This is a genomic window from Flavobacterium hankyongi, assembly GCF_036840915.1.
GTDB lineage: Bacteria > Bacteroidota > Bacteroidia > Flavobacteriales > Flavobacteriaceae > Flavobacterium > Flavobacterium hankyongi.
Map to the genome: position 1 here is coordinate 824580 of NZ_CP085725.1, position 25690 is coordinate 850269.

General features: G+C 31.5%; 24 protein-coding genes. 8 read left to right on the plus strand and 16 right to left on the minus strand.

The features are described 5' to 3' along the window. Window positions 1–6: 6 nt before the first annotated feature. From LJY17_RS03805 to LJY17_RS03815, 3 genes are all read right to left on the minus strand, one after another. A complete protein-coding gene (locus tag LJY17_RS03805; RefSeq protein ID WP_264542524.1) occupies window positions 7–672 on the minus strand; it encodes a hypothetical protein in 666 nt (221 codons plus the stop codon). A 33-nt stretch (window positions 673–705) separates the two neighbouring features. After that, entirely contained in the window at window positions 706–1047 is a 342-nt protein-coding gene (locus tag LJY17_RS03810) for a hypothetical protein (RefSeq protein WP_264542525.1), read from the minus strand. Between the two features lie 399 nt (window positions 1048–1446). Continuing rightward, window positions 1447–1983, minus strand: a complete 537-nt coding sequence (locus LJY17_RS03815; RefSeq protein WP_264542526.1) for an ExbD/TolR family protein — start codon at window positions 1981–1983, stop codon at window positions 1447–1449. 166 nt (window positions 1984–2149) lie between these two features. Between LJY17_RS03815 and LJY17_RS03820 the strand changes: the two genes are divergently transcribed. Further along, window positions 2150–3628: a hypothetical protein gene (locus LJY17_RS03820; RefSeq protein ID WP_264542527.1), complete on the plus strand. Its 1479-nt coding sequence runs from the start codon at window positions 2150–2152 to the stop codon at window positions 3626–3628. Window positions 3629–4451: 823 nt separating this feature from the next. Here the strand turns inward: LJY17_RS03820 and LJY17_RS03825 are convergent. The 3 genes from LJY17_RS03825 to LJY17_RS03835 form a co-directional block, all read right to left on the minus strand. After that, entirely contained in the window at window positions 4452–4754 is a 303-nt protein-coding gene (locus LJY17_RS03825; RefSeq protein WP_264542528.1) for an endonuclease domain-containing protein, read from the minus strand. A gap of 642 nt (window positions 4755–5396) precedes the next feature. Then, window positions 5397–6329 carry a hypothetical protein gene (locus tag LJY17_RS03830; protein WP_264542529.1) on the minus strand — a complete coding sequence of 311 codons (933 nt, stop codon included), beginning with the start codon at window positions 6327–6329 and terminating at the stop codon, window positions 5397–5399. Window positions 6330–6341: 12 nt separating this feature from the next. Beyond that, window positions 6342–8447: a hypothetical protein gene (locus LJY17_RS03835; RefSeq protein WP_264542530.1), complete on the minus strand. Its 2106-nt coding sequence runs from the start codon at window positions 8445–8447 to the stop codon at window positions 6342–6344. A gap of 484 nt (window positions 8448–8931) precedes the next feature. Here LJY17_RS03835 and LJY17_RS03840 point away from each other — a divergent pair, with 484 nt between their 5' ends. Beyond that, complete coding sequence (locus LJY17_RS03840) at window positions 8932–9111, plus strand: hypothetical protein (protein WP_264542531.1); 180 nt, start codon at window positions 8932–8934, stop codon at window positions 9109–9111. Window positions 9112–9169: 58 nt separating this feature from the next. Here LJY17_RS03840 and LJY17_RS03845 read toward each other — a convergent pair whose 3' ends face one another. The 7 genes from LJY17_RS03845 to LJY17_RS03875 form a co-directional block, all read right to left on the minus strand. Next, window positions 9170–9709, minus strand: coding sequence for a helix-turn-helix domain-containing protein (locus LJY17_RS03845; RefSeq protein WP_264542532.1), 540 nt, complete (start codon window positions 9707–9709; stop codon window positions 9170–9172). Window positions 9710–9921: 212 nt separating this feature from the next. After that, on the minus strand, window positions 9922–10731 hold the full coding sequence (locus LJY17_RS03850; RefSeq protein ID WP_264542533.1) for a TatD family hydrolase: 810 nt from the start codon (window positions 10729–10731) through the stop codon (window positions 9922–9924). 65 nt (window positions 10732–10796) lie between these two features. Continuing rightward, on the minus strand, window positions 10797–12218 hold the full coding sequence (locus LJY17_RS03855) for an RtcB family protein (protein ID WP_264542534.1): 1422 nt from the start codon (window positions 12216–12218) through the stop codon (window positions 10797–10799). 339 nt (window positions 12219–12557) lie between these two features. Further along, window positions 12558–13004 (minus strand): hypothetical protein, encoded by a 447-nt coding sequence (locus LJY17_RS03860; RefSeq protein WP_264542535.1) that lies wholly within the window; start codon window positions 13002–13004, stop codon window positions 12558–12560. Between the two features lie 70 nt (window positions 13005–13074). Next, complete coding sequence (locus LJY17_RS03865) at window positions 13075–13608, minus strand: SMI1/KNR4 family protein (RefSeq protein WP_264542536.1); 534 nt, start codon at window positions 13606–13608, stop codon at window positions 13075–13077. A gap of 327 nt (window positions 13609–13935) precedes the next feature. Continuing rightward, entirely contained in the window at window positions 13936–14166 is a 231-nt protein-coding gene (locus LJY17_RS03870; protein WP_264542537.1) for a phosphate ABC transporter substrate-binding protein, read from the minus strand. A gap of 446 nt (window positions 14167–14612) precedes the next feature. After that, complete coding sequence (locus LJY17_RS03875; RefSeq protein WP_264542538.1) at window positions 14613–16130, minus strand: TROVE domain-containing protein; 1518 nt, start codon at window positions 16128–16130, stop codon at window positions 14613–14615. A 116-nt stretch (window positions 16131–16246) separates the two neighbouring features. Between LJY17_RS03875 and LJY17_RS03880 the strand changes: the two genes are divergently transcribed. The 3 genes from LJY17_RS03880 (at window position 16247) to LJY17_RS03890 (ending at window position 18572) form a co-directional block, all read left to right on the plus strand. Beyond that, on the plus strand, window positions 16247–16858 hold the full coding sequence (locus LJY17_RS03880; protein WP_264542539.1) for a hypothetical protein: 612 nt from the start codon (window positions 16247–16249) through the stop codon (window positions 16856–16858). A 35-nt stretch (window positions 16859–16893) separates the two neighbouring features. After that, window positions 16894–17928 carry a helix-turn-helix transcriptional regulator gene (locus LJY17_RS03885; RefSeq protein WP_264542540.1) on the plus strand — a complete coding sequence of 345 codons (1035 nt, stop codon included), beginning with the start codon at window positions 16894–16896 and terminating at the stop codon, window positions 17926–17928. Window positions 17929–18017: 89 nt separating this feature from the next. Further along, entirely contained in the window at window positions 18018–18572 is a 555-nt protein-coding gene (locus LJY17_RS03890) for a DUF4256 domain-containing protein (RefSeq protein ID WP_264542541.1), read from the plus strand. 122 nt (window positions 18573–18694) lie between these two features. Here LJY17_RS03890 and LJY17_RS03895 read toward each other — a convergent pair whose 3' ends face one another. From LJY17_RS03895 to LJY17_RS03905, 3 genes are read right to left on the minus strand one after another with little or no spacing between them, the layout of a single operon-like run. Beyond that, window positions 18695–20164 carry a tyrosinase family protein gene (locus tag LJY17_RS03895; protein WP_264542542.1) on the minus strand — a complete coding sequence of 490 codons (1470 nt, stop codon included), beginning with the start codon at window positions 20162–20164 and terminating at the stop codon, window positions 18695–18697. Between the two features lie 38 nt (window positions 20165–20202). Continuing rightward, a complete protein-coding gene (locus LJY17_RS03900) occupies window positions 20203–20631 on the minus strand; it encodes a hypothetical protein (protein WP_264542543.1) in 429 nt (142 codons plus the stop codon). 16 nt (window positions 20632–20647) lie between these two features. Then, window positions 20648–21589 (minus strand): multicopper oxidase domain-containing protein, encoded by a 942-nt coding sequence (locus tag LJY17_RS03905; RefSeq protein WP_264542544.1) that lies wholly within the window; start codon window positions 21587–21589, stop codon window positions 20648–20650. 226 nt (window positions 21590–21815) lie between these two features. On the opposite strand from LJY17_RS03905, the gene LJY17_RS03910 reads away from it, so the two are divergent. From LJY17_RS03910 to LJY17_RS03920, 3 genes are all read left to right on the plus strand, one after another. Then, window positions 21816–22166: a DUF2200 domain-containing protein gene (locus tag LJY17_RS03910; RefSeq protein ID WP_264542545.1), complete on the plus strand. Its 351-nt coding sequence runs from the start codon at window positions 21816–21818 to the stop codon at window positions 22164–22166. 162 nt (window positions 22167–22328) lie between these two features. Next, window positions 22329–23783 (plus strand): T9SS type A sorting domain-containing protein, encoded by a 1455-nt coding sequence (locus LJY17_RS03915; RefSeq protein WP_264542546.1) that lies wholly within the window; start codon window positions 22329–22331, stop codon window positions 23781–23783. Between the two features lie 296 nt (window positions 23784–24079). Next, window positions 24080–25552 carry a T9SS type A sorting domain-containing protein gene (locus LJY17_RS03920; RefSeq protein WP_264542547.1) on the plus strand — a complete coding sequence of 491 codons (1473 nt, stop codon included), beginning with the start codon at window positions 24080–24082 and terminating at the stop codon, window positions 25550–25552. Window positions 25553–25690: the final 138 nt, after the last annotated feature.

The following is a 25690-nucleotide window of genomic DNA, read 5'->3' on the forward strand; positions in this document are numbered from 1 at the left end:
ACAATTCTATACTTGTTGTAAAATAATTTGAGCTTGAGTTCCAGCGTTTCCTGCTGTTCCAGCAGCTCCAGCTTTTCCACCAGAACCTTGGCCTCCATTAGGAGAACCTGCTTGACCAGAACTACCGCCATTACCACCTACTCCACCTTGTCCTCCTTTAGGAACTGGTGAAGAAGACATTACACTTCCTCCATGGTATTGTACAACAACAGTATTACCGTTACCGCCATTACCACCATTACCACCATTACCACCGTTACCACCGCTACCAGCAGCTCCTCCATTACTTCCAGAGCAATCTGATCCAGCAGGACACCCTGAAGCTTTACCTCCGTCACCACCATTACCTCCAGATTGACCAGCACCACCATTACCACCATTTCCGCCATCACCAGCAGCTGCAGAAACAAGTAAAGAACCTGTCAATTGTCCAATTGTAATATTTACTGAAGGACAGTCAGTTCCATTTCCTCCTGATGATCCTGATCCTGCTTCTGCTCCATTAGCACCTGCAGTTCCAGCTGTAGAATTCGGTCTACACACTGAATCCCAGTCACAACTTGCATTAGTACCATTATTACCACTTGGAGCTGGCGAATTAAAGCCTTGACCAGCAGTCCCATTAGCGCCATCTGCACCTGAAATTATTATATCTCCGTTTAAAACACTCATGATTTCTTTATTTTAGTTTGTTAATATATTTGATTATTGTTTGATTAATTCAGCAATTCTAATATCTGCTGTAGTTAATACTTTAATTTGTCCTCCTGGTTGGATAGTTACTTTGTTATAACTAACCTGTACTGGGCCACTTCCTGAGATAATTAATGGATTAGCAGGTGTGACAACAACATCAGCGGCTACTGTGTACACAGCTACTTTAGGTAAAGCTGCTGCAGATTTACTTGTTTTTGCGGCTGAAGTATCAATTTTAAAATCCGTCAAGTCATTTAAATCTTTCAACTCTGGTTGAAATGTACTTTCAGGATGTGGAGGGTTTGAAAAAAATAATTTTCCGTTTGCTGTAGAAATATCTGTTGCACTCATTTTTTTAATTTGTTAATTAGTTAATAATGATTTGATTATCGAAGTATAAAACTTCGATTAATAGTTTGAAAAAGGATAATTATAGACGTCTCCAGTTTATCCAAAATTTCATTAAATTACAATTATGATTAAAGCTTATCTCACAATTGTAATTAGATTGTGTAGTACTACCATTTCAAAAGTAGATAAAATGAAAAGTGGGTTTATAGGTGAAACTACCTGTTTTTAAATTTTCATTGCATTTTTAAATATAAACAACTGAAAAACAATATATTAAATTATGTTCAAAGAAATAAAAAAAGACTTTAATTCATATAAAATTGAATTAAAGTCCTTTAAAATGGGTGTTTTTTTAAATAAGATTATTCCTACAGAATAAATATCTTTCCAATAAAAAAACTAAAACTTAGTAAATAATTTTTCTTCTTCTGGTGTTATATCTACAACTGCATAAGTAGGAACTTTTACAATAGCCATTTCATCTAAAACATTTACTAAATCACCATAACTAGATTCTTTACTGGGTTTTATAATAACGATTAGCCCTTTTTTAGGATCTCCTGTAGCATTAATGATTTGATTACCTTTTGTAAGCAACTCTTTTCTCAAGGAATTTTTATCATAAGTTAATGATTTTGGACCTTCTACTGGAGATGAGAACATTCCAAAATATGTCATTATTTTATTATTGTCTCCAAGTAAAATAGTTATTGATCTATTGTCTGATGTGCCAGGACAACTCCAACCACAACGAGTACGTTTTTCAGGCATTCCTAAATTCATCATATTAGAACGTGACAAAAAAGAAGTCAACATAAAAAATACAATCAATAAAAACGAAACGCTAACCATAGCAGTTAGATCTACTCTAGGATGTAATTTCTTAGTCTTTGGAGTTATGGGTTTTCTACCAAAATCGTTTCTTGCTTCGCTCATAGTGATATGCTTTAATTGAATATACAATATAATATTCTTTTACTAAACTTTCAACGTGTTTTAATAAAACTTCAATAAAATAAAAACAGGTGTTTCTACGGTAGAAAAATTCATGTTTGAAGATTAATTTCACTTTATCTAAAACAAACTAAAATAACTTTCAACTATGAAAAAAAGAACTCTAACCAAATTTCTTCTATTGAGTATTCTAGGTACACTTGTCTTAAGTTGTAAATTAGAAAACGGAAAATTACCTAAAAATGTAGCCACAACATGTGAATTAACTGATGCTGAATTTGCAACTTGGTTTAAGGACAAATCTGTTAAAGAAAATGGCCAAGTAACACCTGCTAATAGTGTTGACTTTGTACATGATAATAATTGTGATTTTTACAAATGGTCTGAACGCATGTTTTTATGGATGACTTCTAGTGATGGTAAAAACAAAACAGTATTTGAATCATCTGAATTTTACACTGTTTCTCCTAAAGTAAACGGGCAAAGAAATTTGATTCCGCACAAGGAAGGACAATTACTTAGAGCCTTTGCCAACGTGGACAAAACAGGTAAAATTATAAGTGAAGAAGGTCAAGCTACTGATGATGTTTTAATGGATGCTAATGGAAATTTAGTGTATTACATCTCTATGGTAAACGATGTATATGTCGAATTTCTAAATGCTGTTAACCAAAAGAAAATGGCTGGAAATACTTTCCCAACGACCAAGGCGGAAAGAGATAGTATTTTTGCATTTGCAAAAAAAAATCATGTCACACTTAAAAATCCAGATGCTTTAGCATTAGAAATTAAAACCTCATGGGTAGATGTTTCTAAAGTTAAAAACACTGAAGAATTTGTGGTTATCGATGCTACGATCCCTGTTTATAAAAAAATTAGTGATACATTATGGACAATAAAAAGCGAACGTAAAGCAAAATTAGCTTTAGTAGGTATGCACATTGTGGGAAGTGCGAGCGGACATCCTGAAATGATTTGGGCTACTTTTGAACATAAAAGAAACACTCCTAATGCCGCCTATCAATATGTTGCAAAAGATGGTTCAATTATAACTGTCTTACCAGACGAAGGTAATCATTGGTTATTGAATAAGGATTTAAAAGATTCTGCAAATGTATCACACATGACATTCTCAGGTGATTCTATAAAAGCAAATAAAGGTTTTACTATCTCTCCTAGTAACACGGTAAGAACAAAACCTTGGGGAAGTTCAGTGGATGTACAGCCTAATGCCGAAGATGCATCACCAGCTGCTTCAAACAGTGAAATCATTGCAATAAACAATGCTATTATGTCTAAACTTCAAGGTAAAGATGTACGTAAAAACTACATTTTCATTGGTGCAACTTGGACAAATAGCGGAACAGGACCTAATGGTTATAGCTTTAATCCTAAAGTAGATTCACTAAAAGTAAATGGTGTTGCCATTGGAGCAAGTCAATTAGCAAATTCTACTATGGAAACGTATGCACAAAACGGACAAACTTATAATGCTTATGGTTCTTGTTTTTCATGCCATTCAAATAAGAATGGTTTAAAACCAGATGACTTGAGCCATGTATATAGCGGATTATTAAAAGGACTTCCTGTACCTCCTCAACGTGTGGGTGAAAAACCTAAAAAATGATTTAAAGTTTCACTTTAATTTTAAAGTAATGAACGCCCTTTATCAGGGCGTTTTTTATTAAAAATAAATTTTTCATAAAATTTATATAATAAAAGTATTGTAGCCCCGTTATGTGAAAAGCTGAAATTGATTGGGGAATTACGTTCAGTTAAAAGAAAAAGAAAAGACCAATATATATTGGTCTTTTTTTATTTTATATCATACAATTCTTTTCATATTTGAACCAAACTTTACTAAAATCATAAACTTAACCCCAACATTAAAATGTTCCCTTGAGGGGACTTTTTGGGAAATAAAAGAAAAGTTTTGGTAGATGTATTATAAAAATAACAAAAGACGTACTGTCTACTTAACTTAAATCATGAATTCACCACTGACATTACAACTGTCCCCTTGAGGGGACTTCAGGGGTGATAATATTGATTATTAATTTTTAAAAAACACATAAGGAAAGTTGTTGTCTTTGCGTTTTGTTACACAAAGCTTTTAGCAACTCAAAGTCAGGAGACTTTGCGCAGCGAGGAAATAAAAGAAAAGTTTTGGTAGATGAATTATAAAAATAACAAAAGACGTACTGACTACTTAACTTAAATCATGAATTCACCACAACATTACAACTGTCCCCTTGGGGGGACTTTGTGTGAAATAGAAAAAAGTTTTATTTGAAATGTATTATCAAAATAACAAAAGGTACTGTCTATTTAACTTAAATTATAAATTTACCACAAGATTACAACTGTCCCCTTGAGGGGACTTTAGGGGTGTTTTGTTAGTTCTTGTATTGTTTCTTCAATAGACAACAAAACCGAAAACATATTATGTTTCACATCACCATCAGAAAAAACAAAAACTGAACTCCTTGTTTTTCCAATTCGCCTTGTCGTAATGTATCGTATTCGTATTTATACAAATGGCTATCACCATTGATTTCAATAGCCAACATTAATTCATGGCAATAAAAATCTACAATATAATTGAGCATGGGTACTTGACGGTGGAATTGATAATCAAATCCTTTTTGTTTTATTTTTTGCCAAAGTAGCACTTCGCTCAAAGTACTGTTGTTGCGAAGTTGACGAGCATATTCCCTCAAATGAGGTGCATAAGGGATAATTTTATTTTTCATGGCGTGTATTTGAATAAAGATATAAATATATTTAATACACCCCTAAAGTCCCCTCAAGGGGACAATAGTAATTGAATAATTTTGGTTTTAGATGACGATTATCTTATGAAGTTTGTGAAATATGATTTAAAGTAAATTATGATGTAAATGTTACTTTTTTAAACTATCCCCTTGAGGAGACAATAGTGATTGAATACTATTAGTTTTAGATGATGATCATGTAACTATTACTTTTTACAACTGTCCTCTTGAGGAGACAATAGTGATTTAATATTATTAGCTTTAGATGATGATCATGTAACTATATTTTTTTTACAACTGTCCCCTTGGGGACTTTAGGAGTGATAATATTGATTATTAATTTTTAAAAAACACATAAGGAAAGTTGTTGTCTTTGCGTTTTGTTACACAAAGTTAAGTGCAAAGAACACAAAGCTTTCAGCAACTCAAAGTCAGGAGACTTTGAGTAGCGGATTAGATCATTATCTTTTATTATCATGATCTTTATAATTTCAAGATACAAAATTGAAAAGAGACTACGTAATTATTTTGCGTTTTTTCATTTTATCACAGCATTTATAAAGACAGCTACTGAGTTAATAACTAAAAACTTTATTCAATATAGAAAAAAATAGTTTCATATTATTTTATATTCAATAATTCATTGATTATGTCCTTTTTGAATTTTGAAAGAGGTCTTTTATGAAAATCAATTTCATTTATTTCAATACCAAATACTAATCTATAAACCTCTTCTTTTGATAAATTATTTTTCAACGTATTAATTAGTAAATCGATGTAATTTTCGGAATACTTATATCTTAAATCCAATAAATCTCTAAGTTCTAAATTTGAGTGTTTATTATAAATTTCATTTAAACATAAATCGCGAAAATGATTTTCTATTTTCTGTTTAGAAATATCTTCTTTTGAATTTATTTTTAAAATAACATTGTTTTCAATAAAATTTGTCTTCCTAAATGAAAAACTAAATTTTTTCTCATCATCAGTCATTTTATATGGGTTTAAATGTGTGTCTAATTGAAAATTTTTATTACTCCTTTTTTTATTACAAGAAGAACATGAAGGAATTAAATTATAAAAACTTATTGATAATAGTGGATATTTACTTTTGCTAAACCAATGATCATATTCAGGTCTAACAATTTTACTATTTTTATTTCCAATTGTAATTGTATAATTCCTGTTACAATGAATACAAGTTGCTTGATTAAGTAAATCTGCTAAAAAATAATCGCTTCCTACTATTCTAGCATAATTTAGTACCTCATTTATTTCTTTTATTTTGTTATGATACTTAGAATTTTGAGCTCTAGACTTTTTATTTAATTTTAAATATGTTTCAAATTCATTTTGATCAAAATCTTCAATCACCTGAACTATTAATTGATTATTGAGGTTAATTAAATCTTCTGGATTTGCAAGTATAATTTCTTTAATTTCTTCAGGAGAAACTATAGATCCATTATACTTATCAATACATCCAGAAATCTTATTTTTGATTTCGTTATAAAATCTTAGAGATTTAACGTCAGAGTATTCGAGTGTTAGCATGAAATATTGATTTTATTTTTTTATTTTATTAAGTGAATCTAATTCTAGCTGCATTTCTTCAATTTTATTTTTTAACACATCTGCTCTTGAAAAATCCATAATAACTTCATTAAACATCTCATTCAGTTTATATTTCATTAGGGGTTCATCAATTAAGTCAATTATACCTTTGTGAAATTTTTTTAAAGCATCGTTAGGTTTATTGTAACTTTTATTAAGTTTTTTTATTTTTTCTTCATTTATCCATTCAATAGTCTCATTAATTTTCATTTTAGCAAAATCTCCAATCAATAATTTATTTTCATTTTCACCAAAGAAAAAACTATCAATTAGCAAATCAGCTATATTAGCACCAAACGTATTCATCTTTTCAAAATTTTGTGGCTTTCCATTATCTAAAAACAATACATTTTGCTTTGGAATATCTGATAAGATAAATGGTGAATGAGTTATAAATAAAATATTTATTGATTTTATTCCATTTAGATAAGTCGTATCAATTTTATACAAAATATCATTAAGATATTCTTTTTGCATTTGTGGATGAAAATATAATTCAATTTCATCCAATATGAGATTTACAAATTGATACTTTATATCTTTTTTTGATTCAATTTCATATCTGATTTTTGTTTCTATATCATCATTAAATAAATAATTATTATGCTTAGAATTAAGATTTATTAGATGATAAAAAATTGTATTAATTGAAAATATTTTTTGAGTTTCACCCGAACTAAGTAATGAAAAGTGTCCTCCATCTTCAAATTCGTAATCAACATCGTAAATTGAAGGGGGAATTAATGTCATATTAGTCAAAAGGAAAAAAGGATAAGTTATATTCAACGATTCTTTTTTGTAGCTATCTATGACTTTAGATTTATACATTTCAATTTGTTTTTTTCTAAAATCAAATATTTTTTTTGATAAAAGATCAATATCATTATCGTTATACTCAATTAATATTTTCTTTTCATAAAAATCATATTTCAAAAAATTCAAGAGTCTTCTTATTTTAAATGTTATATGAGATCCCAAGTCATTTTGTCTAATATTATTTAAAAACATCTCAACCGACTCTCCATTTTCATAATTTATGACTTTAAATCTTGTCCCCTCTTTTGAATAGTTTTTTGATATTTTTTTTAGTTTATATAATAAATAATCTGTGCAATAATTAATTACTTCATTTTGGGAATCGATTATTTCATCAATTTTAAATTCATCAATATCTTTTTCAAATTCACTAATTTTAAATGAATTAAAAATTGATTTTAAATACTTTTTTAAATATTCATTTTTATTAGTTCTATCCTTATGATATAATTTAATTTTTTTTTCTTTTAATTTTAAGCTAATCCTATTTACTTTTTTATTTTGAAGTACAAATCTTGAATTTTTATCTATTTCTTTACTGTTTAGTATATTAGACAATAATCTGTCCTTTGCAAATTCATATTCTCTATTGACATTAATTATTCCAGATGTTCTCATTGGGTTTAAAACTATCGGTACTTGATATCCATCATTTTTATGAAATAAATTTTCAATCCAAGGTCCAATTAAATCAGAGTTCAATCCGTATAGTGAATAATTAGATGCAACAGTATAAAACAAAAAATCATTAAAATTCTCTAATGAAGCTCCATTCAAAGAAAATATTTGGATACTATTACTTTTATTTTTCAAAACATAATAATCAATAATTTCTTCATTTTGAATCCCCTTATAGTGAATACAAAAAAATAATTCACATGCAATATTATTTTTTTTGTATTTAGCATTAAAGCCATTAATATTTTTAATAGAAAAATTATAAATTGCTCCATAAAGAATTTCCATCAAAGCACTTTTACCACTGCCGTTTTTACCAACTATTGCAGAAACATTAATTTTTGTGTTATTTAGATTATAAAGATCATCAGGTAAAGTATTAGTATATCGAATATTTTTTACAATTTTATAATTTTTGCTTCCAAACTCTTTAATTTCATTCCCTTTTTCATCTAAAAAATCATATTCATTATAAAATTTATAAATTCTATTTTCTTCTAAATTTTTTAAAAATTTGTAATCACAACCATCCAATGGTCTAATACTTAACAATTTAAAATTCATTATCTTTTTTATTACTTAATTATATTTTAAAAAAACAATCCAACACCTCGCTCTTCTTCTTCTCACTCTCCAAATCATTCGCATGCTATTCATTAAATGTAACCGTTTCTATTAAAAAGTTTGTTATCAATACCTCTTTAGGATGTAAATAATTTTCGTTTTACTTGGCTTTTGCATCTAGCAATAATATAGCTTTACTTTCATGCCTAGTTTCATGTTTTCTCAAATTTAATAAATTGTATTACATACAACCCCGTATAAATACTTGAATACAAAATAAATAATACGCTACGCAATTATTTTACGTAATGGTTTTTCTTTTCTTCATAATAATTATGTTGTGTTGATAAATTTATAAGAATTTTAACACAAAATAGATAAGGCTAACTGATGAATGTTTTTATTTTAGTATAAGTTTTTGGTAGAGGTTAAACTCTCTACACTTAAATTTAAATCATTACAAACTTTAAAAACAGTAGAAATTATGTTACAAAACATTTTAAACTTGCAAGGAGCAAGTACGCTTTCAAAAAACGAACAAAAAGAAATTAAAGGAAAAGGTGGCGATTTATTAGCTTGTACTTGTCCTGATGGATCAAGAGTTATCGCTCACGGAGATACCTGCCAAGAAGTAATAGCTCAATTTTGTGCTGCTGACATGTAATAGTTAAAGCATTATACTTTAAGATCCTCAACATAGTAAACCTATATTGAGGATTTTTTTATTCCCTTATCTTTTTAAGTTCTTCCTGTAAATGATTGTGTTGCCATTTTAGGGTTTCCAGTTGTACTTTATATTTCATTTGAGCTGGTGGTCCATTTTTTTCAAACTTCTCTTTAGCAAGTGTATGCAAAAACGTAACATGATTACTTGAAGGTTTATTGTTAATGGTTTCTTTACTTTCAAAATATTCAGCCAAATATAAATTGGCTTTTGCCTTTTCATATTTAACCTTCATGTTTTCTATTTTCTTGGCATACTTCCATTGTAATGCTTCATTGGTTTGAATTTCATCTTCCAGAAACGATACCACTTTTGCATTTTCTGTTTTTAGATTGGACGGTACAAATTCCTGCTTTTGTTTTTCCAATACATGCGCATACAGTTGCATCATCTGAACACTAACTTTAGAAGGCAAGTCACGTTTGTTGGTTTCATACATGGCTATTAAACTAATTGGGATTTTAAATAGCATTGAAAATTCTTCCTGTGTTAGCCCCAACGTTGTTCTTAAAAGGCTACGATTATTTACTTTCATCATGATTAATGAACATCAAAAATCATGACATTTTTGTAAGAATAATTCTCTTTAAGGATTTGTTGTGATATTTTTTTTGTGATAATTTAAATTATCACAGTTTTTTTATCACAATATTGTGATAATTATTTTTGCAAAAAAAATTTTATCACAGATTCATTTTAATTGCAACCATCCAATTATAAATAAAAAATCCCCAATGTTACTGGGGACTTTTATTTTACATTCAAATTAAAAAACTGTTTGGCATTTGCTGTGGTTGCTTCGGCAACTTTATCGAGGGAAATTCCTTTGAACTGTGCTATTGTTCCTGCAACATAAGGTAAAAAAGCCGGTTCGTTGCGTCGTTCATGGTATTTCTTTAAGCTTCCTGTCGGAACATTTTTAGGTAACATAAATGGTGCATCAGTTTCAATCATGATTTTGTCCAACGGAACATAGGTCAAGACTTCTTTTAAATGAGAAAATCGTTTCACATCACTTATAGCTCCAGTAAAACCAAGATAAAATCCCATATCTAAATACGCTTTGGCTTCTGTCAATGTTCCCGTAAAGCAATGCACCACGCCTTGTGGTAATTTGGGTAAATGCTCTTTGGTTATACTAACAAACCTGCTAAAAGCAGCACGTTCGTGTAAAAACAATGGCTTCTGTACTTCTGTAGCCAAGGCCAAGTGAGCTTTGTAACATTTCTCCTGTATTGGTCTTGGAGAAAAATCACGGTCAAAATCGAGTCCGCACTCTCCTACTGATACCACTTGTTTCATTTGCAATAATTTCCGCAAAGCAGGTATACTTTCGTTAGTCATACTCTTCGCATCATGCGGATGAATACCTGCTGTGCTGTACAACACATCAGGATATTGCTTTGCCAATTGTGCCGAAGCCTGACTGTTACGGACACTCGTTCCGGTTAAAATCATTTGCAATACCTCTTCGTCTAACGCATCCTGAATGATGTCGTCAATATCGCCTTCAAATTGGCGATTGGTTAGGTTTATACCTATATCTATATAATTATTCATTGTTATTGTATTACTGCTGCCTCTTCATTTTAAGCAGCAATTTTGTTTTAAATTATTTTTTAAGTTTAATCTTCTCTACTTCCGTCATCAGCCATTCTAACCATCTTTGGCGTAAATTTGGCTACTACATCTACCAACTCTTTTTGCGATTCCATCACCAAATTGATGTCTTTATAGGCCATAGGCGCTTCGTCTAAACCAGCTCCAATTAAAGTTACGCCATGATCTTTCAAAATGGTTTGCATCTCATTTTTGGTGATGTTTTTAATGGCTTGTGTTCTACTCATTTGTCTTCCGGCACCATGCGATGCAGAGTTAATGGCTTGCTCCTCACCTTTTCCTCTCACTAGAAATCCTGGTGCAGTCATACTACCTGGAATAATTCCCATAACGCCTTTACCAGCTGGAGTTGCGCCTTTACGATGAACAATTACTTCTTCACCGTTCCAAACTTCTTTCCAAGCAAAATTATGATGGTTTTCTACTTTGGCTAAAACAGTGGCTCCTAAAGCCTTTTCCATTTTATCATGAATGATTTCATGGCAAGCTGATGCGTAGTCACCCGCAAGATTCATAGCAATCCAGTATTCCTGACCCAATTCTGAATTTAAATCCAAATACGCCAAATTTTGCGCTTCATAAGGCAATTTACAAACTTGTTTTGCCATTTTAGTATAATGTCCGGCAATAGTAGCTCCTAAACCTCTTGAACCCGAATGTGTTAACAGCGCGACATATTTTCCTTTAAGAATATTCAAAGCCGCATCGTCTTCCATAAATTCCATGATACCAAATTCCACGAAATGGTTACCACCACCTGACGAACCTAATTGTGACCAAGCCTTATTCTTTAAGTTTTTAATAAACAAATGCTCGTCGAATTCTTTTCTACCCAATACTTCGTGATCTGATTTGTATTGACCGTGAAAACCATGACCAGCTCCAAATTTTGAATGTGCTATCAATTCACGTTTGAATTTATCTTCGTTTTCATAATAGAACAGTTCTGGAATATCATAAACCGACAAGGCCATTCTACAACCAATATCTACACCTACTCCATACGGAATGATGGCATTGTTGGTAGCTAATACACCGCCAATTGGTAAACCATACCCTTGATGAGCATCAGGCATTAAAGCACCTGCAACCGTAACGGGTAACTTCATTGCTACTTCCATTTGTTTTTTGGCTCCTTCTTCGATATGATCTGTACCGAAAAGCGTGTAATCGTTTGGTGTTTGGTTTAAGCTTATGAAATCCTCTGGTTTTTGATTCGCTTTTTCAATTAAAGCCGAAGCTAATTTGCTGAAATTCTTATCGTCTAAATAATTTTCAGGTGATTCTAATACATTCTTGAAGTTTTCCATCATTTGCTCACGTGAAAAACCAAGTCTCTTTTTATTGATTCTTAAAGCAATTCCTAACGCTTCGCTTTGTTCGTAACCGATGGCTAATAAATCGTTTCCGTTAATTTGTGTATTCATAATTCTAAATTATATATATTTTTTGTAACCCTGATGAGATTGGCTTCGCCCATCTTGCAAAGCTTCGCTTTGAGAATGCTATAAATAAAAAAGCAAACAAGCTTTTTTTTTATCATATCATTCATTCGTAACCCTGATGAGATTCGAACTCATATTCCCTCTCGGGCATTGCGGCTCTAAATACGCTTCCTTACTTTCCCTAACAATTTCGGTGCTTCTGTAAATTCTACCCATTAGTCCGCGCAGGTCTAACCGGAATATCCACAAACACTATAGTAAGTACTATTTTGCTATAGGCTTTTCCCTTTAAGCTACAGGGTCGTATGTTATTTAAATAAATTATTTTTTCAAATCGTTTACATCTATGCTAATATTAACATCGAAGCAAAATTTTTGCAGCTGATCTTTATCAATAATTTTTGAATTGAAGCTTCTTACTAATAAACCATAATAAGAATTCAATAGTTCTATTCTTTTTTCTTTCAATTCACTATTGACTATTCTCTTTGGTAAAATTGGTCTTCCTGTTGAAAATTCACAAACTCCATCACAAATATTAAAGTAATCGTGAATTGGTTCTCCATGATTGTCTATATAATTTAATTGTCCATTCGACATGATTTTAAATCTTTCGTAATGCTCATCAATTGCTTTTAATGCGCTTTTAACTTCAACTTCCCAAAATCCAAAATTTGCAAAATGACCTGAAAGTTTATATGAAGGTATACTCTTAAATTTGGCCAATTGTTCAATAATTAAGTTTGCTTTTTCTATTGTATATATCATCTATAAAGAGTTTTAAATTATTTCTTTACAAAGATTTAAAATTACTGCGCAATTATTTTGCGTCGTTATTTTAAAATCTTAAAAATTCATTTTTTAAGTATTCTTTCAAATTATTTCCATAAACAATTATATCAGCACCCCAAACTGAAATGACTGGAGAAAGATATTTGTTTTCAAAAACAACTAATGCTCTATGATGGTAAATTGGAACATAGCCCACAATTTTAGACACGTCAAAACCAGCTTCAATCAGAGCATCTTCAGCATAAGTTTTGAATTTATCGATGTCTTCAAGCACCCATTTTGATTTGTCAATATCTCTTGGATATTGGTAAAAGAAATCATCAAACTTTGTTTCCTTTTCTCCTTTCGGATCAATTGAAATTTTGAGAGTATCAAACCCACCAATTGTTAAAAGCATTTCTCTGTAATCCCAAGGAAAATCAAAACCAAATAATTGCTCTAATTTTTCGATTTCTATTCTGCTGATTCCTTTTAAAAACCTTGTCTTGGGCTGAATTTGAAATCCGTAAACGTTATTGCGGACTTTTATTTTTTTGAATTTATTTTCAATCTTAAATTTAATTTCTTTGATGGTCATCATGAGATAAAATGTTTTTATTTTAAAAAGAGGTAACAAACCTGTATAGTTTAAATTTCAATTGGAATACGAAGTAACTATACAGTACGACACTCTTTATACATAAGAGCAATAATATATAACTGTTTCTATAGGACTCGAACCTATATAAAAATCAAACCAATCGAAGTAACAGTTATAAACGGCATCTTAATTAAAGATAAAGAAGCAAAAAGCGTAAAGTGAAACGGGGCATGTCGAAGCCGGAGTCGAACCGGATAGCCTTGCTGGTTTTACAACTTCGCTATTCCTCCCCAAAGGTGACGAAGTAACACTTTACTACGGCATTCTTTAATTATTATCTTTCCATTGTTTTTTTCTAAATTTTTTCCAGTTACGCTGATACTTCATTTCCTTCGAATTTATTGTATCAAATCCGTGTGGAAAACAAAAGGAACATCCTCCCATAGCATCATTGTTCACAATTCTTGAAATTTTTATATTTGAAATCTTTGAAGGAAAATTTACACCTCCAATTTCATTTTTTCCCAGAGCCTTATTTAAGGCTTTTATTTTTTTCATGACATATTTATTGGGTTAAACCTCAATAAAATGCTCCTTTTCTAATTTTTTTATAATATTTCATATTTCTTTTAATTAATCAGGGTAACAATCAAAAAGAGACTTTCCGTAGTCTTTCCTTTAGACGATTAATCAGGAATCGAACCTGAATTGACGAACCTTAATCGAAGTAACTCTTTTTTACAACACCTGATAATATAACAAGGCAAAAAACGATAAGTGACATTGCATGCTCTACCAGCTGAGCTACTCTTCCATTTTCTATTCATTTAGTAGAAGAGGCGGGATTCGAACCCGCGACCCTGTCGTTAAGATCGAAGTAACACTTATCTACGGCACTTGTTATATTTTTTCAATAATTTTCTGATGCAAAGGTTTATATATTCTACGCAATTATTTTACGCAGTATTTTAAAAATTACCGCAGCCTTTGCAACTGCGGCTTTTTTACAATTCAATACTATTGATGTATTGCAAAGCAGAAGTTTTATTCTCCAAAGCATGCAATATGTCAAACACTTTATCTGACCAACCTGCAATCAAATGCACATCATTATTTTTGATATCCAATGGTACTTGACCATAACCAGCCAAATCGAACAAATACAATTTTACATTTGGCGCAATGGTTTTATAGCGCTTCCATGAATTTTCAAAAGAATAAGCAGTACCATTACTATTCCACATTTGAACATCGGTAAACAACATGACTTTATCCACAATTTCTTTTCGTTTGATCAAATCCTCGATTACCAAATAACCGTTTGTAGAATAACCTACCTCACCTTCACGTCGGTAAAACTCCTGAACATTAGCCAAAATATTTCGTTTTGACATATTAATCACTTTCCAAGTATCACCAAACATACCACTTATCACATTTTTACAACGAGAATGCATTAGCATACCCAACATCAAACCAATATCATACAATAGTACTTTACTATTTTTTGAAATAGGCTGTTGCATAGAACCCGAAACGTCGCAAGCAATTACAACTGAAGTATTACCATCAAAACCTTTAATATTCTGTGCACTATACATTACGGCATCTTCCAAAGCATCCAAAATCATTGTTGTATAACGAGATTTCAAAGCCTTAATCTCACGATATGCGGCCAAAAATCGGAATGGTAATTGTTTAGAATTTGCCACAGCCTTTTCATTGCTCAAATACTGACATACTTTTTCTATATGTTGGAATGAAACTTCTGCCTCGATAATATTACGTAGATTACGCATCATGGCCATATAACCTACTCGGTTGCTATCGATCAATTCCTCCCACTTTTGTTTAAAGGCTTGTTTCTTTTCCGCATCATTTATAAACGAATGCTGACCTACTTGTGACAACTCAGTTTCCCATGTGTAAGGAACAGCCAGATTATTATCGGCAATTTTATTGAAAATTACTTGTTGTGCTTCATCTTTTGCTTTTGGATGTACCAAAAACAAAGCATCGCGCAATTTTACTTCACCCTGACGGTTGTATTTTGCAAACTGATACTCATCAAATCGATTGAAAGAATCAGCCAAACCTTTTTGTATCTGTTTTGACAAACGGTTTAGTTTCTTAGTTTCAGTACGATTATTTGCCATTTGATAGTAAGCCAATAGCTCTGTTATCTCATCAGCGCGCTGAATCACTTTCTGAACTGTTTTGTTTACCAAATTGTTACCTGAATTGATTTTTGCCAACTCTACTGTCAATACCATAGGAACCGAACGCATATACATTTGAGTACGAACATATACGGCTAACTTAGCAATAAACTGAGGATCACATTTCTGAATCAGGTTTTGGACTCTTTTTAAACGATCATTTTCTTTTTCGTAAGTAACATCATTTAATCCCGAAGTTACCACAGCTGAATACAATTCCATTTCTGGTGTCATGCTGTACGCTTTTGCACCTTCGTAGTTGATTACCTCATTTTTTTCTCTTTTAAAATAATTAAATTTCATCTCGGTTACTTTTAAATTAAACATTTGTTCCTTTCGACATGACAAAGATGCATAGTGGTATGCGCAATTATTTTGCGCAGTAAAAAAAGAATCCTATTTTTGATAAAATTTTTATAATGGAATTACAGCAAATATTCACGGAACTACTTACGAACATTGGTTTTTCGGTGGATGAAATTTTTATTCGGTGGAATGAACTTCAAAAAGCATATTCCCATAAATCAAGGCATTATCACAATCTGATCCATTTGGAAGAAATGATTTTCTGGTTTGAAAAATATAAAAATGAGCTTCAGTTTCCGGATGAAGTGCTGTACTCTATATTCTATCACGATTATGTATACAATAGCACTAGAAAGGATAATGAGCTGAAAAGTGCCGAATTTGCTGTCAAAATTCTTCCGGCAACTACTACACTTAACAAAGAATTAGTTTTCGATCTTATCATGGCAACTAAAAATCATCAGCCAAAAACTAAAGATGATGAAAAATGGCTCATTGACTTCGACTTGAAAATACTATCAAAAGATTGGGATGAGTACCAAACCTATTATCAGCAAATTAGAAAAGAATACAAGATTTATCCTGACTTTCTTTACAATCCTGGGCGCAAAAAAGCTTTGGAACATTTTCTGGAAAACAAATTCATTTACCAAACCGATGTTTTTCGAGATTTATATGAACAACAAGCAAGAGAAAACATCAAACGTGAAATAGATCTTCTTTAAAACAACTCATAATTTATAACTTATAATTCAGAACTGTGGCTCAAAATAAAAATGCACTGATTCGATATAAAACCATTGATAAATGCTTACAAAACAAATACTGTCAATGGACATTGGAGGATTTGATAGAAGCCTGCTCTGAGGCATTGTATGAATATGAAGGAAAAGAAAATGCAGTGAGCAAACGCACCATTCAGTTAGATATTCAAATGATGCGTAGCGAGAAGTTAGGTTACAATGCACCTATAGAAGTCTATGATAAAAAATATTATCATTACGCTGTTGAGGATTTTTCTATTACCGATATTCCTTTAACAGAGACCGATATCAACGTACTGACTGAAACCGTATCGATGCTGAAGCAGTTTAAAGACTTTTCACTTTTTAATGATGTTTCAGATATTCTTCAACGTTTAGAAGATAAGATCTATGCAGAGAAATCACATACAAAGCCAGTGATTCATTTAGACAAAAACGATAAACTGAAAGGTTTACATTTTTTGGATGAAATCTATCAAGCTATTGTTAAGAAAGTAGTACTAGTAATCACTTATAAATCATTCAAATCTAGAGACGAACAAAAATTTACTTTTCATCCTTTTATTCTTAAAGAATTTAATAACCGTTGGTTTTTAATTGGTAAAAAATGGAAAAATCAACCCGTATCTAATTTGGCTTTAGATCGAATCGTTTCTATTGATTATGATTTTAATGCGAGTTACATAGAAGATACTTTCGACCCTGAAAAATTTTATAAAAATGTAATTGGAGTAACAGTAAACGAAGGCTTACGACCACAAAGAATAGAACTTTGGATTGACAAAATGAATGCCCCTTATGTAATAACCAAACCGCTACATCATTCGCAACGACTTATTAAAACCAATGAAGACGGCAGTATTATTATTCATGTTTTTTTAATCATAAATTATGAATTTGAAAGGATTCTACTAGGCTTTGGTAACGGGCTTAACGTCATGCGACCTAATTTCTTACGCAAGCGCATGAGAAACATTCTTAATGACGCAATAAAGCATTATGAAGAAGATATTGATAATAATGAAGAGTGAGTTTTTGATGGATTGCATCTTTAAAAATCGAGACAGTCATTGTCATTTTTTGTAGCTTTGAGATTACAATCAACTAAAAAAAACAAAGAATGAAACAATTATCTCAAGAGCAAAAAAATGAATTGCTTCAAATACTAAAAACTCGCTTCGAACAAAATAAAACACGTCATAAAGATATTGAATGGGAAGCTGTAGTGACAAAACTAGAGACAAATCCTAACAAACTTTGGTCATTGGATTTAATGGAAGAAACTGGTGGAGAACCTGATGTTATAGGGTTTGATGCTAAAACAAATGAATATATTTTTTGTGATTGTTCCGCTGAAAGTCCTAAAGGACGTAGAAGTGTTTGTTATGACCATGCAGCTTTAGAATCCAGAAAAGAACATAAACCACAAAACAGTGCCGAAGCATTAGCGGATGAAATGGGTATCCTATTATTAACCGAAGCCCAATATCGTGGACTACAACAACTAGGTAAATTTGATTTAAAGACTTCTAGTTGGGTGCAAACTCCTGAATCTATTAGAAAACTTGGAGGAGCTTTGTTCTGCGATAGACGTTACGATACAGTTTTTTTATATCACAATGGAGCAGAATCCTATTATGCTGCTAGAGGTTTTAGAGGGATACTTAAAGTATAACTTTATTCTGTAATCTATTGGATTTAATCTCATTATATTCCTCAAACCAAAAAAGAAAAAATACAAATCAAAAAAAGCGATACCATATGGTATCGCTTTTTTAATAAAAAATTACCAATCAATTAATTTGATTGTACTACGCTAATTTTTTCCAAAGTTACTTTAGCGTCTCCAATCCCTTTCTTTTTCAAAATTATTTCAAAATTAGCATCTGTATTTGCTAAATCATCATTTATATAATAGGAATATTTTAACTTCACACCGCTCTCTCCTATTTCATGATTTTCTCCAGTTCCATGATCATGTGCTACCCCAAAGAATGTCATAAGACCAACATACTGATCTTTTTTACCAGGATAACGAAGATAAATAGTGTAGTAATCTTTAGGTTCTTTATACACAGCAACATCCAAGTTAAGAATCATTTTAGCATTTGGTTTGCTCTTTATAGATTTACTAGTACTTAATGCAAATTTATTAGAAACTTTATGTACAAAAGTATCTTCACCAATAACTTTACCTACTTTTTGTTCCCAAACTACTTGTTCTTTCTTATCTTGTAAAGCACCTGCAATTTTTACTTTATTCTCATTAGAAGCTAAAACAGGCGTGCTTGAACCGTATAACAACGAATCGTATTTGTAATCTAAATTAAAAACCACATTATACATTTCTTCCATAGTATAAGTTATTTTATCTCCATTTGGCGCTATGAATTCATACGGCCAAGGGTTTGCTTTTAAATCATCTAAGCTAGGACGTTGGCCATAAGAAGAAACATCCCAAGACTCCCAAATACGGTCAATCATACTATGATGCAACCAAAATACTGGGTCAAATCCAGCTGATGGGACATTAGCCATAAGTCCTGACATGTCTTTTTGATAGATAGAATTATAATATGTTTCTGCTGGTTCTGCATATTCTCCACCAATTAAATCATGCATAAAACCATGTGGAGCTATTTCTAAACTTTTACTAAATCCGGCTGATCCTGCAAAAGAAGGATTAGTTTTTAATTCTTCCAGTGATAATTGAATTTGGTCAACCTGCTCTGTTGGAATTGGCTGTCCAGCATTCAAAATACTCCAACGCGCCGTTTCAAACAAAGACCCATCTTTTTTTCGAATAGCCTCTGCCATAACATTATTAGTAACATCTGTGCTTCCATAGTTCCAATAAGGTAGTGCAAAATCTTGTTTTCCAGATAAGTCTCTTACAATTTTTTCTAAATACCAAATGTACATTCTGTGCCAAAATAAAAAATTCAAAGATGCATTTTGTGAACTATTGTGCGTACAATCGCCCCAAGCCCATAATTTATCTTTACTGGTTTGATATTGTGCACATAACGCATTAGTACCATTAATAACACTTGGAATATTATGAATAGCGCCTTGGTAATACCAAGCTAGGCCTTTATCACAACCCATTTCTCTCATTTTTTTAAATGCTGTATTCATTGCATCTAAATCAGCTTGAGCTTCTGGAGTATTTGCATTGCGACGAATGAACTTCGTTGGTGTTTTATCTTGAGCAAAGCTTACGCTTGCAATCAAAATAGTTGTCCATAATAGAAAGTTTTTTTTCATTTTTAGTTAGTTTTAAAGTTTGTTGATTGTTTATTTAGTTATAAGACTTGTACTTCAAAAGTCATAATCTGCGAGTAACTAGGATTTTGTTTGTCATAGATTTTAAATTTTACAATTCCATGCCCTGGAGTATTATCAGGGATTACATGAATAGCTATGAATCCCTGCTGATCAGGATTTAGCTTGCTAAAAGATGAACCTTTTGGAATTCCGATTTGGCATGCACCATGTTGACACATAGAACAATCCCATTCTTTAGGAAAAGTATTCGATAACGTTTCCCAGACCAAATAGATAGGCTTGTTAGAGATATTTTCTACTTTAATTTTGGAGATATCCAAACGTTTATCTTTTGACAAGATTTCTTTATTACTATCCTTGCCAATAATCAAAAAAGTAGGTTTTTGCTGAGCATAAGCAGTAGTAAATACTACAAATAATAATAGTTTTAAAAAAATAGTTTTCATAGTGTTGTAATCCTTTTTAATATAGAACTGGAATCTCTGCTCTAAAGCATTCCTTTTGAGTCTCTGGTTCAATAAATTGATAAAATATTTTTTCTTTGGCACTAACATCTTCTAGATTTGCCAATAATTCTATGGTTTCACCCGAGGCAATAAAGATTTTATTTTCTTTTGTTTTTTGATTGAAATTAGAATCTATACCATTATTTATTTGAAGTTTTACTTTAGATGGAAATTGTACGGAATGTAAATACAAACCTGCATTAACCAGACGAATCAAAATGGTTTTATGATTATTATTTCTGTCCAGTAAACCTTTTACTTTTTTACTGTTTTCCCCATTAATACAAAAGTAATTTGGTGCATAACGAGGAATAATTATTGGCTTATTTGATGGGTCATATTCGGTTCCCATAAGATCATCAGTATGCCATTCAGTATCAATTTCATGACTACACCAAAGCACTTCTTCCATAGAAGTTACTGATTGTGAATATGTATTTGGTGATTTTATTATAATTAGCCCAAACATACCCGCTTGTAAATGAAAAGGATAATTTTCTGGACTATAATACAAATAGGTACCTGTTTTTTTTGCAAGAAAAGAGTAATACCCATGTTCCATGTGATGCACAGGCTCTTTTTTTACCATGATTTCATGATTACTATCGCGTTGCAAAAAATCAATTTCCTTGCAATACAAAGAAACTGGGTTACCTTGGGAAATATTCCAAAAATCAAGATGAACACTATCCCCTACTTTAGCACTGATAATATGTCCAGGTAAAGTCACTTGACCAGAAAGAGAATTTGTAAAACCAAAAGTGCGAATACTTTTCTTGTTATTTAGAAATAGTATCCCTGTTGTTCTTCCAATAATTAATTGTTCTTTTTGAGAAAACAATGGTGTTATCCATAAAAGGAAAATGTAAAATACTAATATGGTAAATAGTTTTTTCATCTCTTATCCAAAACCAAAATAAATTTTGTTAACCAAATGTACCACTATTTTAAAAGAAGAAAATACGTACAAATACGCGTTTATAAATAATTATAAAATATTTTGAGTTTGATAAAGATCATTGGTATACGCGAAAAATCATTTAAGCAATAGAAAAGGTTTTGAACCACATAAATAGAAAAATACTTTCTGTTTAATTTAGCTAATTTTATAAAACATTTAGAATATGGAAAATACTAGAATTTATAAAATGTCTTTTGCAGGAGTTTACCCTCATTATATTGCCAAAGCTGAAAAAAAAGGAAGAACTAAAGAAGAAGTGCATCAAATTATTTTTTGGCTAACAGGTTATAACGAAGAATCATTTCAGAAGATTCTTGATGATAAAACCAATTTTGAAGATTTCTTTAATAACGCTCCCAAAATGAATCCCAACGCATCAAAAATAACTGGTGTAATTTGCGGTTATCGAGTAGAAGAAATTGAAGATAAACTGATGCAAAAAATTCGTTATCTCGACAAAATGATTGATGAATTAGCCAAAGGAAAATCTATGGATAAAATTTTGAGACAATAACTTTCATACCCCAATTCATACAACAAATACACTTATAAATTTAAAATTGTAAAACGAATATATTCAAATTATCTACGTTTTTCATTTGAACTATTACGGTTATGCATTTGTTTTAATAAATCAATTTAATTCCTTTCTTTTGTCGAAATTAAATAATTTAAAATGAAGAAAATCTACTTTTTATTACTATTAAATTCCGCAATTTTCACAGCTCAAACTCAAATAGGATCGGCTATTAATGGTGAAGCAGCAGATGATTGGAGTGGCTGGAGCATTTCCTTATCTTCAGACGGTAGTATTATAGCTATTGGTGCTAGAAATAATGACGGAAATGGTTCTAATTCGGGGCATGTACGCGTTTATCAAAATGTATCAGGAGTTTGGACACAAATAGGCGCTGATATTAATGGTGAAGCTGTAGACGATATTAGTGGTGACAGTGTTTCCTTATCATCCGATGGTAGTATTGTAGCGATTGGTGCTTCTCGTAATGATGGAAATGGTAATAGTTCTGGTCATGTGCGTGTGTATCAAAACATTTCAGGCATTTGGACACAAATTGGCGCTGATATTAATGGTGAAGCAATGTATGATGAAAGTGGCTCAAGTATTTCCTTATCTTCAGACGGCAGCATTGTAGCGATTGGTGCTTCTTACAATGCTGGTAATGGTGCTGGTTCTGGCCATGTTCGTGTGTATCGAAATATTTCAGGTGTTTGGACACAAATAGGTGCTGATATTGATGGTGAAGCAGCAGGAGATCGAAGTGGTTTAAGTGTTTCTTTATCATCCGATGGAAGTATTGTAGCTATGGGTTCCCCATATAGTACTGGATCGGGTCATGTCCGCGTGTATCAAAATGTGTCAGGTGTTTGGACAAAAATAGGATCCAATATTAATGCTGAAGCTGGAATTAATTTTGGTTCGAGTATTTCCTTATCATCCGATGGAAGTATCGTAGCTATTGGTGCTCCTTTTAGTGATGAAAATGGTAATAATACCGGCCATGTACGTGTATATCAAAATCTGTCTGGCGTTTGGACACAAATAGGATCTAATATTGTTGGAGAAGCCGCAGGAGATCGAAGCGGCTATAATATTTCTTTATCATCCGATGGAAGTATATTGGCTATTGGTGCTTATCAAAATGACGGCAATGGTTCTAATTCGGGACATGTACGCGCTTATCGAAATGTATCCGGTGTTTGGACACAAATAGGAACAGATATTAATGGAGAAGCTGCTACTGATTATTGTGGTTATAGCGTTTCCTTATCATCAAACGGAGGTGTCCTGGCTACAGGTGCTTATCTTAATGATACTAATGGTTCTAATTCTGGTAATGTAAGAGTATATGATTTAACAACTGTCTTATCTTCAGATTCTTTCATTCAAACCAATTTTTTAATTTACCCAAATCCCTCAAATGGAATTATAAATATTTCTTTAGAAAATAATTTAAAATTAAAAAAAGTGAATATTTATAACCAATTAGGTCAATTAGTAAAAACAACAGCAACTAATGTAATATCTGCATCAGAATTAGCAAAAGAGACTTACTATATAGAGGTTATTACTAATCAAGGAAAAGCAACAAAGAAAATTATAGTAGAATAATTTTAAAAAGTAACCCACTAGGTCTAATTAAATAGTCGATATCGTAGACGAGTATTAGAACTACTAAACAATTTCTATAAAAAGCAAAATCTTAGTCTTAATTCTAAAAACAAAATACTCCCGAATTGGGAATTTTATTTTTACTTACTAAAGTGGATTCAAACTTTTAAAGTGAAGAATCAAAAACGAATATATTCAAATTATATACGCTTTTCAGCTAAATCATTACGTTTATGTATTTGTTTTAATAAATGAATTTAATTGTGTTCTTTTGCCTAAATTTTTAAAAAAAATAAATGAAAAAAATTTACTATTTACTATTTCTTAGTTCTTTAACATCTTTAGCTCAAACTCAAATAGGATCTGATATTAATGGAGAAGCTACAAATGATTATAGTGGTCGCAGTGTTTCTTTATCATCAGATGGAACTATTGTAGCCATTGGCGCCGCTCAAAATAATGGAAGTGGTACTGATGATGCAGGCCATGTTCGTGTATATCAAAATATATCAGGGATTTGGACGCAAATAGGATCAGATATTAATGGAGAAGCTGATGTTGATTTAAGCGGTGTTTGTGTTTCTTTATCATCAGATGGAAGTATTGTAGCTATTGGGGCTAATGCAAATGATGGAAATGGTAATCTTTCCGGCCATGTTCGTGTGTATCAAAATATTTCAGGGGTTTGGACAAAAATAGGAGCTGACATTGACGGAGAAGCCGCGTATGATCAAAGTGGTGAAAGTGTTTCCTTATCATCTAATGGAAACATTGTAGCTATAGGTGCTCGTTATAATGCCGGAAATGGTACTGATTCAGGTCATGTTCGTGTGTATCAAAATATATCTGGTGTTTGGACAAAAATAGGAGCTGATATTAATGGAGAAGCTGCAGGTGATTATAGTGGTTATAGTGTTTCTTTGTCATCAGATGGAAGTATTGTAGCTATTGGGGCTTATCAAAATGATGGAAACGGTTCTAATTCAGGTCATGTTCGTGTGTATCAAAATATATCTGGTGTTTGGACAAAAATAGGAGCTGATATTAATGGAGAAGCGGCAAATGATAATAGTGGTAGAAGTGTTTCTTTGTCATCAGATGGAAGTATTGTAGCTATTGGTGCTCGACTAAATGACGGGAATGGTACTGATTCTGGTCATGTTCGTGTTTACAAGAATATTTCAGGATTGTGGACACAAATAGGAGCTGATATTAATGGTGAGGCTGCAAATGATTATAGTGGTCACAGCGTTTCCTTATCATCAGATGGAAGTATTGTTGCTATTGGGGCTTATCAAAATGATGGAAACGGCACTGATTCAGGCCATGTCCGTGTGTATCAATATATTTCAGGAGTTTGGACAAAAATCGGAACAGATATTGACGGAGAAGCTGCAGGTGATTATTGTGGTTATGGTATATCATTATCATCAAATGGAAATATTCTAGCTGTTGGTTCTAATTATAGTGACGCAAATGGTACTAATTCAGGTCAGGTACGAGTATATAATTTAGGAGTTGTTTTAGCTTCCGATACTTTTGTACAAACTAATTTTTCTATTTATCCAAATCCTTCAAATGGAATTGTGAATATCTCTTTGAAAAACAATTTACAATTAGAAAAAGTAAACATTTATAACCAATTAGGTCAACTTGTAAAAACAACAGCAACTAATGTAATACATACTTCAGAATTAACAAAAGGAGCGTATTATGTAGAAGTTTTTACAAACCAAGGAAAAGCAACAAAGAAAATTATAGTAGAATAATTTCAAATCACTTTAATAATAAAAAAGCTGTCTTATTTTAGGTAACGAGACGGCTTTTTTTATTTCACTAAAATTTATTTCCATTGATTGATTACGTTACATAATATTAATAGTTCAGCAACGATTACGCTAATTACT

Bases quoted from the DNA above. Each gene is read 5' to 3' on its own strand.
- LJY17_RS03855 (WP_264542534.1), bottom strand. From the start codon at position 12,218: ATGAATACACAAATTAACGGAAACGATTTATTAGCCATCGGTTACGAA.
- LJY17_RS03805 (WP_264542524.1), bottom strand. From the start codon at position 672: ATGAGTGTTTTAAACGGAGATATAATAATTTCAGGTGCAGATGGCGCT.
- LJY17_RS03910 (WP_264542545.1), top strand. From the start codon at position 21,816: ATGGAAAATACTAGAATTTATAAAATGTCTTTTGCAGGAGTTTACCCT.
- LJY17_RS03845 (WP_264542532.1), bottom strand. From the start codon at position 9,709: ATGATGAAAGTAAATAATCGTAGCCTTTTAAGAACAACGTTGGGGCTA.
- LJY17_RS03830 (WP_264542529.1), bottom strand. From the start codon at position 6,329: ATGCTAACACTCGAATACTCTGACGTTAAATCTCTAAGATTTTATAAC.
- LJY17_RS03815 (WP_264542526.1), bottom strand. From the start codon at position 1,983: ATGAGCGAAGCAAGAAACGATTTTGGTAGAAAACCCATAACTCCAAAG.
- LJY17_RS03820 (WP_264542527.1), top strand. From the start codon at position 2,150: ATGAAAAAAAGAACTCTAACCAAATTTCTTCTATTGAGTATTCTAGGT.
- LJY17_RS03850 (WP_264542533.1), bottom strand. From the start codon at position 10,731: ATGAATAATTATATAGATATAGGTATAAACCTAACCAATCGCCAATTT.
- LJY17_RS03905 (WP_264542544.1), bottom strand. From the start codon at position 21,589: ATGAAAAAACTATTTACCATATTAGTATTTTACATTTTCCTTTTATGG.
- LJY17_RS03810 (WP_264542525.1), bottom strand. From the start codon at position 1,047: ATGAGTGCAACAGATATTTCTACAGCAAACGGAAAATTATTTTTTTCA.
- LJY17_RS03875 (WP_264542538.1), bottom strand. From the start codon at position 16,130: ATGAAATTTAATTATTTTAAAAGAGAAAAAAATGAGGTAATCAACTAC.
- LJY17_RS03915 (WP_264542546.1), top strand. From the start codon at position 22,329: ATGAAGAAAATCTACTTTTTATTACTATTAAATTCCGCAATTTTCACA.
- LJY17_RS03880 (WP_264542539.1), top strand. From the start codon at position 16,247: ATGGAATTACAGCAAATATTCACGGAACTACTTACGAACATTGGTTTT.
- LJY17_RS03895 (WP_264542542.1), bottom strand. From the start codon at position 20,164: ATGAAAAAAAACTTTCTATTATGGACAACTATTTTGATTGCAAGCGTA.
- LJY17_RS03890 (WP_264542541.1), top strand. From the start codon at position 18,018: ATGAAACAATTATCTCAAGAGCAAAAAAATGAATTGCTTCAAATACTA.
- LJY17_RS03920 (WP_264542547.1), top strand. From the start codon at position 24,080: ATGAAAAAAATTTACTATTTACTATTTCTTAGTTCTTTAACATCTTTA.
- LJY17_RS03870 (WP_264542537.1), bottom strand. From the start codon at position 14,166: ATGAAAAAAATAAAAGCCTTAAATAAGGCTCTGGGAAAAAATGAAATT.
- LJY17_RS03840 (WP_264542531.1), top strand. From the start codon at position 8,932: ATGTTACAAAACATTTTAAACTTGCAAGGAGCAAGTACGCTTTCAAAA.
- LJY17_RS03835 (WP_264542530.1), bottom strand. From the start codon at position 8,447: ATGAATTTTAAATTGTTAAGTATTAGACCATTGGATGGTTGTGATTAC.
- LJY17_RS03825 (WP_264542528.1), bottom strand. From the start codon at position 4,754: ATGAAAAATAAAATTATCCCTTATGCACCTCATTTGAGGGAATATGCT.
- LJY17_RS03860 (WP_264542535.1), bottom strand. From the start codon at position 13,004: ATGATATATACAATAGAAAAAGCAAACTTAATTATTGAACAATTGGCC.
- LJY17_RS03900 (WP_264542543.1), bottom strand. From the start codon at position 20,631: ATGAAAACTATTTTTTTAAAACTATTATTATTTGTAGTATTTACTACT.
- LJY17_RS03865 (WP_264542536.1), bottom strand. From the start codon at position 13,608: ATGATGACCATCAAAGAAATTAAATTTAAGATTGAAAATAAATTCAAA.